This window comes from Nitrospira tepida (assembly GCF_947241125.1).
GTDB lineage: Bacteria > Nitrospirota > Nitrospiria > Nitrospirales > Nitrospiraceae > Nitrospira_G > Nitrospira_G tepida.
This window is the reverse complement of the sequence record NZ_OX365700.1, coordinates 4,561,354-4,573,455: the sequence shown is the minus strand read 5'-3', so window position 1 is coordinate 4,573,455 and position 12,102 is coordinate 4,561,354. Positions and strand designations below refer to the sequence as shown.

Annotated in this window: 11 protein-coding genes and 1 tRNA gene; 9 read left to right on the top strand and 3 right to left on the bottom strand. The window is 54.1% G+C overall.

What is annotated here, in order from left to right; genetic code table 11:
* The first annotated feature begins 156 nt into the window (after positions 1-156).
* The gene (locus tag QWI75_RS21715) at positions 157-600 is read left to right on the top strand and encodes a hypothetical protein (protein ID WP_289271463.1); all 444 of its coding nucleotides are present in this window, start codon (positions 157-159) and stop codon (positions 598-600) included.
* On the opposite strand, the gene QWI75_RS21710 is transcribed toward QWI75_RS21715, so the two are convergent.
* Entirely contained in the window at positions 584-802 is a 219-nt protein-coding gene (locus tag QWI75_RS21710) for a hypothetical protein (protein WP_289271462.1), read from the bottom strand. The two genes, QWI75_RS21715 and QWI75_RS21710, sit on opposite strands and share 17 nt — an antisense overlap.
* A 418-nt stretch (positions 803-1,220) precedes the next feature.
* Here QWI75_RS21710 and QWI75_RS21705 point away from each other — a divergent pair, with 418 nt between their 5' ends.
* Positions 1,221-1,628, top strand: coding sequence for a hypothetical protein (locus tag QWI75_RS21705; RefSeq protein WP_289271461.1), 408 nt, complete (start codon positions 1,221-1,223; stop codon positions 1,626-1,628).
* A 100-nt stretch (positions 1,629-1,728) separates the two neighbouring features.
* Here QWI75_RS21705 and QWI75_RS21700 read toward each other — a convergent pair whose 3' ends face one another.
* Positions 1,729-2,346 carry a Tgt2/MlaC family protein gene (locus QWI75_RS21700; protein ID WP_289271460.1) on the bottom strand — a complete coding sequence of 206 codons (618 nt, stop codon included), beginning with the start codon at positions 2,344-2,346 and terminating at the stop codon, positions 1,729-1,731.
* 173 nt (positions 2,347-2,519) lie between these two features.
* Positions 2,520-2,732, bottom strand: a complete 213-nt coding sequence (locus QWI75_RS21695) for a YtxH domain-containing protein (protein ID WP_289271459.1) — start codon at positions 2,730-2,732, stop codon at positions 2,520-2,522.
* Between the two features lie 404 nt (positions 2,733-3,136).
* Between QWI75_RS21695 and QWI75_RS21690 the strand changes: the two genes are divergently transcribed.
* From QWI75_RS21690 to QWI75_RS21660, 7 genes are all read left to right on the top strand, one after another.
* Positions 3,137-3,703: an NAD(P)H-dependent oxidoreductase gene (locus tag QWI75_RS21690; RefSeq protein WP_306417613.1), complete on the top strand. Its 567-nt coding sequence runs from the start codon at positions 3,137-3,139 to the stop codon at positions 3,701-3,703.
* A 171-nt stretch (positions 3,704-3,874) separates the two neighbouring features.
* A tRNA-His gene (locus tag QWI75_RS21685) sits at positions 3,875-3,951 on the top strand.
* 444 nt (positions 3,952-4,395) lie between these two features.
* On the top strand, positions 4,396-4,551 hold the full coding sequence (locus QWI75_RS21680) for a hypothetical protein (protein ID WP_289271458.1): 156 nt from the start codon (positions 4,396-4,398) through the stop codon (positions 4,549-4,551).
* Positions 4,548-6,377, top strand: a complete 1,830-nt coding sequence (locus tag QWI75_RS21675) for an anti-phage protein ZorA-like protein (protein WP_289271457.1) — start codon at positions 4,548-4,550, stop codon at positions 6,375-6,377. Before QWI75_RS21680 ends, QWI75_RS21675 begins: the two co-directional genes overlap by 4 nt.
* 44 nt (positions 6,378-6,421) lie before the next feature.
* Positions 6,422-7,108: an OmpA family protein gene (locus QWI75_RS21670; protein WP_289271456.1), complete on the top strand. Its 687-nt coding sequence runs from the start codon at positions 6,422-6,424 to the stop codon at positions 7,106-7,108.
* Positions 7,109-7,133: 25 nt separating this feature from the next.
* Positions 7,134-8,516: an EH signature domain-containing protein gene (locus QWI75_RS21665; RefSeq protein WP_289271455.1), complete on the top strand. Its 1,383-nt coding sequence runs from the start codon at positions 7,134-7,136 to the stop codon at positions 8,514-8,516.
* A 181-nt stretch (positions 8,517-8,697) separates the two neighbouring features.
* A complete protein-coding gene (locus QWI75_RS21660; protein WP_289271454.1) occupies positions 8,698-11,976 on the top strand; it encodes an SNF2-related protein in 3,279 nt (1,092 codons plus the stop codon).
* The last annotated feature ends 126 nt before the right edge of the window (positions 11,977-12,102 follow it).

The window sequence follows — 12,102 nt, the reverse complement described above, 5'->3', positions numbered from 1 at the left end:
TTCCCCTTCTCGGTTGCGCAGCGGCTGTCACGTCAATGGAATAGGCTGTTGAAGGTTAGTCGGATATTGAAGCGGGATGAATTGAGCGGCCCGACCGGTCGGACAGCATGCGAATGCAGGCCGGTCGGACAGCATGCGAACGCAGGCAGGCATGTCATGATAAGAGCCCTCATAGTGGCCGTTATGCTGGCTTCGCTGGGCGGGTGCCTGGCGGATGATAGTTCGCGGGCTGTAAGGACGATCGGCGAGATTCAAAAATCTGAATATCGCGCCGAGTACAATTCCGCCAAATCGGTGGATGTCGTGAGTCGCTGCATGATGCAAACCCTGGACGGGTATAGGACCGAGCAAAACACGCATCCCTACGCAGGGGTCGAACTGCTCAAGGCCGGACCCAATCAGGAGATGACGCTGATCATGCCCTCCCGGCCGGTGGCAGGCAAGTCCCGGCCTGAGGCGGAACTTCTGTTCCTGATAGAAAACCTCCGTGTCGAGACGGGAGGAACCCGTTCAAGGATCTGGGTCAATCCCACGATTCATTCCCCCGCCCCGCAAGTATCCCTGAATATGCTTTCGAACATTGTCAAGGCCTGTTTGTAAGGGTGCGCGCCTGCCCGCGGGCAGCCGCACACCCGTTCCCCTCCGCGCGATTGTTCACCAGTACGTAGCTCTTGACCGCTCCACTGACCGCTTTCTTGACGAGATCAACTGTCTCCCGTCGCATCTGCAGTTGCACCTCGACAATCCTCGTATAGGGTTCTGCCCGCTTCTTGGCTGCCTCATCCAGCCCTATAGGCGACATTCATCGTTTTGAGAGTTTGCTAGCGGTAACAAGATGGGGAATCTAAGCTGATGGAGGCCTGGTATGCGGATCGGGGTCGTCCGGAATATCGGGATACTTGCCGGGGAGGCTCAGCCCCCTAGCGAACACAGTCCGTCGAACTCGGGACGCTCCTAGCCTCGCTTCAGAGGACCTCTATGGCAAGAATAACAAGGGGGAGGATGGGTTATCGACTCAGACAACTCAGAAGGCGCTAGGAGCCTGTCCGACATTGCGGTTCGCTGACCCATTGCAAGTCGAAGAGCAATGGGTGCCCAGGATTTTGCGGGCCGAGAACGACGCAGATGGCTGCAGATCGTTCGTCGCAGTAGAAAAGTCAATGTCGGACAGGCTCCTAGGAAGTCGGCAACCAAAACCCTGGACCGGAGGGAGGCCCGTGATGGAACGAGTCTCAAACAGCGAATCGTACGTACGGCGTTGTGGCGATGGGGGCGGTTGGGCCCTGTTCGTGATTCTTGCCATGGGGCTTTGTTGTTTAATTGCCGCGCCAACGTGGGCCGCCTTTGCGGATGATCTGACGGCCTGCACCGTCCAAGGATACCTGTACCACATGGAGGGGTTGCTGACGTTCGAGCGTGTCGATCACTGTACGGAGGTGCGTGCAGAGGTGATGGACAATGCGCTGATTCTCACTTCGCTGCGCCGGCAGGTGGCGGTGGTCCCCCCATCGACACACGGACAGGTCCGGTTTTGGTACCGGTGGGGACGAGGCGAGGCTCACCTCTCGACAGAAAGCATCCCGGCCGCCTCTTGGCCGATCAGGAAGCCGGCCGTCTCTTCACGCTGATTTCATTCATCGAACGCTGGCGTCGCACCGTCGATCACCACATGTATGTGGTGTGCCAGCAGTGGGCAGGAAGGAACGCGACGCTCGGAGGCAGGATGGATCAGTCAGGCTTATCCAAACCGTCGTGGATGGTTCTCGTTCGTAATCTCTCCAGGAGCGTTTCATAGGAGGAGGTCTGCAGGATCTTGGAAAATTGCCCTCTGTAATTGCTCACCATGCTGATGCCGTCGACCACCACATCGTACACCTGCCACAGACCCGATTGGTTGATCAGCCGGTAATTCACAGGGATATTCACTTTACTCCCCTTCACATTCGTTCTGACTTCGGCATAGGATCCATCCAACCGCTCATTCAGATATTCGACTTGCTCATCGGTGTATCGCAGGATCCGGTTCGCATAGGTATCCCTCAGGAGGTGAGCAAAAAGAACAACAAATTCCTGCCTGTCCTTTTCGCTCAACTCCTTCCATTTGGCGCCTAAGGACCGTTTCGCCAATTCCCTATAACTGACCCGGTCCCCGATGGTCTGTTCAAGCCGGTCCAGCCGTTCCTGTTGGCGACCCGGCTTCTTGAGTTCCTGATCCTGTAGAACATGGACCGCCTTCTCGAAGGTGGTGCGAACCGCATCCGTCGGCGTTTCGGCCGCCATGAGCAGATTCGCTCCGGTCAACAACACCACAGCCAATAGCCCGCTGCGGAGAGCCCGACTGTTCATGCGGGCCAAGGTTGAGTCTGGGCAACTGAGTTTGAATGAGCCTGCAGGAGACAATCGATGGCCCATATTCAGTTCATCCGGACAACAGGCCCATGTCCGGTCGGGACGCTCTTGATCTGTCGCGGTCCACTGGTCCATGGAACACCTCTGTAATAGCGCCGCCTCGATTCCGTTCATGCGGTTATCAAGCGCTTCCCACGTTCAATGACCTCATCCACGGCTTCTGCCGTGTCTTCAACCATGTCTTCTGCAAAACTTTTGAGTCGTCGCCGCGTCCGCGCTCCAGATTGTGGAGCAAAGAGAACACCGGTGCCCACACCAATACCCAGTCCGGTTACAAAAGCTGTTGCACCCAGGAAAAGGGACCGTGCGTTGCCGTTCATCATCGTGATGTCTCCTTTCATCTTGTGACAGCTAGGGTAATCACCAGGGGCCAACGCCCTGCATTTGTCTAGTACAAGAGCAACGCAACCTATGTGCCAAGCAGGCGGGGACTCCATATTCGGCTGCCAGGCCTGGAATGCCGCAGGGTTATGACTCGGCCCGGAGGGAACGAAGAAAAGCAATTCGGGACATCTGGTCCCCTCAAGGAATTGGTTGTCCTTCTTGTTCCAAACCGATTCCTGCATTTCGCTGCTTCTGAGACCTCCCACCGCTGAGCGCTCACTCGGCACTTCCGGATTGGGTGTCCGCGACGGGTTGACAGCATGATGGTGCGACAGTAGCCTCGTCTCATCTATAGAGCTTCACGGCTTGCCTCTGTCGAGGGCACGGTGGCCAGACGGTCACGATCATTCAAGGACATCCCGATCCTCACCCGGACCATTTCGGGCATGCCCTGGCGGATGCCTACGCCAGCGGCGCGGAACAGGCCGGCCATGCCTGCAAGCGGATCGACGTGGCCGCGCTCGACTTTCCACTCCTCAGGCGCAAGGAAGATTTCGAGAAAGGAACCCCGCCGGAGTCGATTCGTGAGGCGCAAGAGGCCATCCGGTGGGCGGACCATCTCGTGATTCTCTTTCCCCTGTGGCATGGGACGATGCCCGCCCTGCTCAAGGCCTTCTTCGAGCAGGTGTTCCGCCCAGGCTTCGCCCTCGCCTACGAGTCCGGCAGGATGCCCAAGAAATTGCTCACCGGCCGGACGGCCCGCGTCGTCGTGACGATGGGGATGCCCGCGTTCATCTATCGGTGGTATTTCGGTGCCCACGGACTGAAAGGCCTGACCGGCGGCATTCTGTCGTTCTCGGGCATCGGGCCGATCAAACAAAACCTCATCGGGATGGTCGAAGGGATGGACGGCGCAAAGCGAGCACGATGGCTTGAGAAAATGCGCCGGCTCGGCAGCGACGGAAAGTAGTCGGCGCAGGCGTGAAGGTGGGGATCGTTCTCCAACACGAACGCGCCTCTTCTCCATTCATCAGCACCCAGCACTGAGCACTCAGCACTTCCCACGTGGTTTGCAGCCCGTCCTTCCGTCTGTGTAACATGTCTTTTCCGCACAGGTGTCTTCCGCCGCAACATCTGGGTGGTGAGTGTAGCTCAGTTGGTCAGAGCGCCGGATTGTGGATCCGGAGGTCGCGGGTTCGACACCCGTCACTCACCCCAAGACTTCCCTCCTCCTAACCTGCTGGAATAAGGTAATCGACCTGACCAGACAGCCATGAGAGATAGTCATCGGCTTGTTTCGTGAGTGAATCTCCCGAGTCCTCAAATCTGTGCCTCAACTCTCCTGGTTTCGCATTTCCAGGGAACCCCAAATTGAGTAAGTCTGCCGAGTACAAGCGACAGAAGACAACATTGGAGGTTACTTACCCGTTCCATTGTCACATAAGCTAAAAAGCAGTATCCTCGTGCCACCATGCCTCGTATTTTCGACAACATTGAACAATCACTCCTTCCCGCGCTTCGCGAGACCATCCAAGTAGCAAACCGCGCCGACTTCTGCATGGGCTATTCAATGTTCGCGGATGGAAGCAACTCGACTCGTATATTGAGAAGTGGTCCGGGGGAGAGGGGCATTGCTGCCGGCTTCTCGTTTGAATGCAAAGGATGCCGCAAGAAGAACTGGCGGCCGCACTTAACCTAATCAAACACGATAGCGAGATAGACAACCAGACCGCGATTCGCCTTAAAAAGAAGCTGGCCGAAGAATTTCGCGATCAGTTGAGCGTCGGCATTCTGCCGAACGGAGCGTGCCAGGCATGAGTACGATGATCGATCTGCTTCTCCATCCCTTCACTGATGCCAATCCCATAGGGCTTGTTACCGCTCCTGGTCTAAGTTGGGCAGGTTCAGCACTCATTCTTTTCTTCACGCTTGCCGTCCTTACTTGGATGGCGGTGAAAGTATGGTGGGTCAGGCGACCTCTCACGATGGTCGCCACAGAACTCCAAAAGCTCCGGCATCAGCATTCTGTGCTGGACGCGGAAGGTCTCAACCGCCTCGATGGTCTTTTTGGCAAAGCTCACTCGCTCACCCAGGCCTGGGAAGAGTTCCGAGAAACAGTCCTCGTTAACGAAGACTCACCAGGCAGAATCAGTGTCTACAATACCCGTGCAGCGGAGGAGTTTTTCACTGAAGACAATCTGATCAATCAACGTATCAATCTTTCCTTCTACTCCAGCTTCCCCGGAATCGTGACAGGGATCGGCTTGCTACTGACCTTTTTGGCCATTTTCGTAGGGCTATTGCAGGTCAACATTGATGAGGAAGCCTCTCGTATTCAGGGAATTTCTGGTCTTATCAATGGACTAGCGGGAAAGTTCCTTACCTCCATCGTAGCGTTATCTTGTGCAACCATTTACCTCTTTCTTGAGAAACCGCTGGTCCATGGCCTAAGCAACAGTTACTATCGATTCGTCCATGCCCTCAACAGGTTGCTCACTCGGAGGACAATCGAACACATTCTCGAAGACATGCATCGCAATCTCGCAGAGCAGACCACGGCATTTCGTCATTTTGGCGTCGACCTTTCAACCCGCCTGAAAGAAGAGCTTTCTGAAAGCCTCGGCCCCACTCTTAACCGCATGGTGGAGGTCGTGGAGCGGTTGGCTACTCAACAGCGCCAAGACACTACTGAAGCAATTAAAGGACTGATCGCGCAGTTCTTGAAGGGGCTAGAAGGAACGACCAATACACAGTTCAGTGAATTACAACAGGTTCTCAATTCTGCTGGAAACCGCCTTGAGGAGATCAGCCGAGCGGGTGAACAGAGCCGAGTTGGCTTAGCCACGTTCATCCAACGCTTGGACGATTCCATGGCTGCCCAAAATCGAGCCGTGAGTGACCAGATAGGGCAATTGCGTGAAACCGTGGGGTCCGTGCTTGCTCGACTGGAGAACGTGGGATCTGAACATGAACGTCGAGTCCATGAACTCTTGGCATCTGTAACATCGACAATCCGCGATACACAGGAACGCTCGCAAGCCAATCTCTCAGAGACTGTCGAGAACGTACTTCAGCGGACGGCTAAATGGACTGAGCAGGGTGCCATGAACCTTATGGCTGCACTCGATGAGCATCGATCAGCCAGCCAACAGCTTGCGCAGGCTAAGTCTGTCCTCAACGAAGCTTTGGAGTCGTTCCGCGCCATGACAACTGAAGGCCGACAGGCTCTCAAGCAAGTCGAACAGGCAGCTTATACGCTCCTGGAGAGCCAACGTTCGTTCGCAGTTACTGCACAGGGAATGCAGCAGCTTCAGGAGCAAGCAGGCCAGAACGCCGTGGCGTTAGCCCAACAGCTGACCCGCTTAGCAGAAATCCACTCTGTTCAGACAGAAACTCTCAAACAGTTCCAAACTGTGTTCCATACCGTCGAGACAGGCCTCAGCAAAGTCCTCACGGAGCTCACCCATAGCATGCAACAGTATTCGTCAGTGGTTCGAGAGTATACAGAAAAACAACTCACCCAATTTGATCACTCATTTTCTCAGGCGGCGCAAGAGCTGAAGGCCAGTAGCGATATGGTACGCGATGGACTTCAACAGGTCACTGGACCTCTTGAAGAGCTAGTCAAACGTATTGGGCGATGATCGGAGTGACTCGGGACAAAGCTGCTAAGGATCAAACGATTGTCATGGGGATCACAGACCTCATGACGTCTTTGGCTGTGATTTTCATCTTGCTGCTGACGCTATTCATCCGCGCGCAGTTTGCGTCTCGTCAGGTCAGCCAGGACATCAGACAAGACGTCATTGATGCCCTTATTGCAAAGCTCACGAGTTCACAGGATGAGTCGCTAAGTCAGGTGAAGGTGGCCAAGGACCCCAATGATCCTCTTGGAATCGAAGTCGTGATAAGAGATCCCCTCCTAAGGTTTGAGCCCGACAAATCAAACCTCAGCGAGGGGGCGAAAGAATTCCTCAGTGGGTTCGTGCCACTACTTGCGTCAGTCATTTGCCAGGACCAATTAGAAAACATTCAGACCATCGTGATTGAGGGCCACACTGATCGCACAGCCCCACTCGGAAAGGACCCCGACGAACATAATATCCCCCTTAGCCAGAATCGTGCGCGGTCAGTGATGGAACACGCGTTGTTTGTGTTGCAAGGAACACATGAGGAGGGGAGAGACTGCTTCCTCAATATGACCTCTGTCAATGGAAGAGGGCTCCGCGAGCCTCCTCCGGAACTCATCGACAAACCTGAGCGGGAGCTTACTGCCCAGGAACGTGAAGCCATGCGTCGAGTCGTCTTCAAGATTCGTATCAAGTCGACCGAGCAGCGGCAGGGTGTGGCTCGGTTGCAGACAAGCGTGGAGTGATATCCATGTTCTTTACGGCTTAACCATGTCTGAGACAGTAAACCTTGCCGATGCCTTCGCCGCTTTGCAACAACTCGAAAAGCATGTAAAGCGATCTGCCCACCAACCGCCGGACTGGGTACCGAGGTTTCCGCCAAAACTAAGTCGGCTAGTCCAGTCTTGGGGCAACATTCCTCCATTCAAGAGACTTCTGGCCCCAGCCGACGAAGTGATCCTTCAAAAGTGGCAGCGTTGCAGGGAGAGCAACGACACGCCTGAACTCTCTTCTCATGAGATCAGTCGCTTGTGCCAGCACCCAACAAGCGCAACCGACCCGGTCTTCTATCGCTATCTCGCAAGGAGGCACTATTCGCCACCAACTTATGCGTTACTGGGATTGGTCTATACCTACCATGCGAGGTGGTGTTCTCTCGCATCCGGGAATCGTCGTTCCCTTGAGGAAGCGCTTGAAGCTTTCCTTCGAACTTATCGTGGGTTCTCCAAAGCACTCCGTAGGTGGCAAGAATGTCTCGATCACATCATAGGGTCCGAAGCGCCTCTTCGTCTGGGCAGGAATTTAGCCGACGAGCGTTCGACTCCTGAGCCCTTTGCTGCTGCCTACGCTTTACATACCAACACGGAGTTCTGGGCCGAGGCGCTAGCGCAAGCGGCAGAGCACATCGTTCATAGGATTGAACGAGTGCCCATTTCTCAGCTCGAATATTTGACCCAGACGTTGTTTGGCGATTCGGGAATGCCGAAATCCCGTGTGAAAGAGCTATTGGCGAAGGCCATTCTCAGCGGGCGCTGCGATGCAGATGAGGCAGCAAGAAGCCAGATCATCAGCTTTGCCCTTGGTTCCACGGAATTTGGCGACCCTCGTGTTCATCAAGCTGGCTGGGTAGGGGTAGAAGCTGCTAGGGAACGTTTTATCTCGTGGCTTTCGCGTGAAGACATCAAATTGTTCTTCGATCTAGTTATTGACCGCTCAAGCGATCGTCAAGGACGAAAACCATACTGGTTGACGTGGTTACCACAATTGAAGCGGACCAGGGTATTGCTCAGCCGTTACGATCAGGATCGTGTTCGATTGTGGCTACGGAGCCGGAATGAACAGATTCCCTCTTATGGACTCCTCGATGCGCCTGATACAAGTGCATTCCTTCTCGATTTTGGCAGTGTCGTAATCGTGGAATTCAGCAAGAGCCCGAACGCTTCGTACCTTTATCCACGAGCCATTGCTAACGATTTGTTCCGTGACTTCTATCAACAGAATCACCGATGGACCGTTCAGGAACTGAAGCGCCGAGACCTTGTAGAACAAGAGGCTGCCCGACGCCTAGTACATCGGCGTTATCACCACAACCAGTGGCAGGACGAAATGACGGGTCTTTTAACTCGCCACTATCGCCTGCTCAGGCCAGAGTGAACCTATGCCGGTAGACTCGTTGCTCCTCCAAGATTTTGGCCCGGACATTCACCTGAAAGCAGAACGCGATGGGTTGTGGCTGCGATATAGCGGATCTGATCCACATGTGTGCCTCGCACGGAGCGACTGCTGGCCTGGATATCAGGATGAATCAGCCCGTGTCCGAACCTGGCGGACCGTGGTGGAACAACTAGTCGACCAGGAACTCGCCATTCCTGATGGACAACACCTCAAAATTTCTTATGAACATCTAGACTCTATTGAAGACCAGGGACTCACTCTATTCAGCGATCTGACTAAATGGTCACCGTTCTCCGTCCACATCCGTGCACACAGCATCTTTGGCGCCCCAGATTTTGGCTATATCGCTCAAATAAAAGTCGGAACACGAGTGTTCACGCCTTTGAGGTTCGGATGCTTTCTATTGGTCGGGGAAACGCTTTATCGACTTCCTCAAGCCACGTACCATCTGTTGAACGCAATCGAGGCTTTTAATGCCTTACCACCAGAGCGCAAGAGCACAGCTGGTGCTCTCAAAGAATTTGCTTCAATCAAGGCTTTGATCGAAGAATCGGATGCTGAGGCTGATTCACTGCTAGCTACAACTCATGTTGTGATTCCCTCTAAAGTCTCCCTCGATGTGGACTTCGATGAGAATGGCCACGTAAGTCTATTCCCGTCGTTCGACGGAATTCCACGAGATGCTTTCAAGAAGGTCTACTACCAACTGAGCGATGTGGATGCAGTCTACGTCTTGCCGTCTGATGATGGAGGTCGGGTGCGAGTGGTGCTACACGAAGATCTCCAGAAAGCTCTTAAGGTCATGCAAACCGTTCGACACGTGGGAGGTGCAGCAAAACTCGAAATCCTTGGCAATCCTGCTTCGCTCTTCGAAGGCGTATGTGACCTCGACCTTATTGATGTCTCACTCTACGGCCCACGTGTCCGTGGAATCGGCAAGTACCCAGCACGAGTTGCCCCGTATGTGCGAAAAGATGGGCGTCGTCTTTTCAATCAGGAGGAAACGCCTGAGGTAGGACTCGTCTATGAGTTTGCCGATGGCGGGTCCCAGCAAGTGCAGTTTGAATCACGCGATGAACTTCGCAATTTTGCGGAACAAGTTGGCGCAGCCCATGCTGCCGGCCAGAACTTTGTCGGGTTTAAGAATGCAAGTGTGCCTGTTACTGATTCCCTTGTCCGCGCGCTTACCAGTCTCGTTAAACGATTTGACCGACAGGACAATCGCCAAAAGTCAGCATCGTCAGATGCAGCGAATCTCCTCATTTATGCCAATGAGGAGGTTCTCGAGTACGATGAGGCAGCACAGTCCATCCCCGGCTCACCCGTGCCTGAGTTACCCAAGAGCCTTACCCGTTGTGACAGGTTGATGCCCCATCAGGCTGAAGGCATCGCTTGGCTTCAACATTTGTACCGTCACAGTCCTATTCGTCGCGGCGGGCTACTAGCTGACGAGATGGGGCTTGGTAAGACGCTCCAGATACTTGCCTTTGTTGCCGCACACCTAGAGTCTGCTCGGCCCACGGACTCTGGCCTGTCTTCCGGGCAAGGTCCTGTCCTCATCATTGCGCCTCTCATGCTGCTTCCCACATGGGAGGAGGAGATGCGACGGCACTTCATGAACCGTGGCGAAATTTTCGAGCCCCTGCTGGTACTACATGGTGCCACGCTGAATCAGTTTCGTTGTGTCACCAATACTCTTCGCGAGGCCCAGGCTCAGACCTCAGTTCTCGATCTCGACCGGATCCAAGCCCATCGTGTGGTGCTCACCAATTACGAGACGGTGCGAAACTATCAATACTCCCTCGCCCGTATCCGTTGGCGCATGGTGATCACCGATGAAGCGCAAGAGTTCAAGGACCGTTCGACCGGTATTTCTCATGCTGTCAAAGCCTTATATCCCAAGTTTCGCATCGCGCTCACCGGTACACCGGTCGAGAACAGACTTTCGGATATTTGGAACATCATGGATTTCGTGCAACCAGGTGTGCTGCTGGGGAGTTACCGCGAGTTCGTAAAGGCCTATGAGGAGCCGGCCATGACCGGCACGTCGGATGAGCGCCTGCGGCACCTACAGACGCTGCGCGACCGGCTACGTTACAGAAAGGCGGACGCATTCTTGCTTCGACGTGAGAAGCAACTCCTGTCGGGTTTGCCAGTCAAGCATCCGCCCCATGTACTCGAAGCAGACCTTACACCTGAGCAGCGTCTCTTACACCTTGAGTGCCTGGCTCGGATGCGGAACCCTGGCGCCGAAGAGCACCGCTTTAAACTTCTTGATCGGCTAGCGAAACTATCACAGCACCCTTCGCTACTGGACACAACCAGGCGCTTGGAACTGCAGGACCCGCTTTCTTACCTTCAATCGTCCCCAAAGCTAAAAAAAGTTGTCAAAACGCTGCACATGATCCGTCAACAAGGTGAAAAGACAATTGTCTTCACCCGGTCTCGCCCCATGCAAGACATCCTCAAACTTGTCTTCGAACACGAGTTTAAGCTTGCCGTCGGTGTGGTCAATGGGTCACCAATCACGAGCCGCCGCTACATCGTCAAAGATCGGACGAATCGGATCAAAGACTTTGAAGCACTCCCCGGCTTCAATGTCTTGATCCTCTCGCCCGATGTTGCTGGTGTAGGCCTAACGATCACTGCAGCTAACCACGTGATCCACTATGGCCGATGGTGGAATCCTGCAAGAGAAGCGCAGGCAACTGACCGAGTTTACCGCATCGGACAAGAACGAGATGTTCATGTTTACTTACCCATTGAGCGCGATCCGCGGGGTGAGTTTCACACGTTTGACCAATGCCTCCATCAACTGTTGCTAACCAAGGAGCAGGATGCTCGCGATTTCCTGATCCCATTACCATCTGAGGAAAACTTGGAAGCGGAATTATTCGAACACCTTCGGCAGGAGCGTCCGCAATCCACTGGGCAGGTGCGGCCTATCCGGGATAAGGAAGAACTCCAGCTCATGACACCAGAGATGTTCGAAGCACTGGTCGCAAGACTTTTCGAACAAGAGGGATTAAAGGTCGTCCTTACACCAGTTAGTGGAGATCGAGGAGTAGACGTTATTGCCGTGTCACATCGGGCAGTAACCCTTATTGAGTGTAAGCATTCAGCCGTCGGATCCTCTCTCGGTAGCGAGGTTGTAGATCACTTCGTCAACGGGATTGAATATTACGTTCATAACATTCTCCCAGCAAGGCTTCTAAACCTTCCACGTGAGTGTTTCCTGGTCACTAACACCTCCCTCGACCGACACCTGATGGCCTCGGCTCGTGCCCACGACATTCGTGTAGTATCCAATGCCGACCTCATCACAAAGCTCGCACAATTCACGATAACTTGTCTCGATGTTGAGGAACAGCACTTAGCACGCCAGCGCTCCATGAACGACGTTCGCGCGGCATTGCACAGGCTTCAAAGACTTTTGTAAGCGAATGTTGTCGAGAAAACAAAGAGCAACAGTCTTTTTCAAACGTTGCACACTCCACCACACGTGCACAGTCTATGAATTGGGATCATCACCGGCTAAGAAACGACTCCCGATAATGATCTCGAA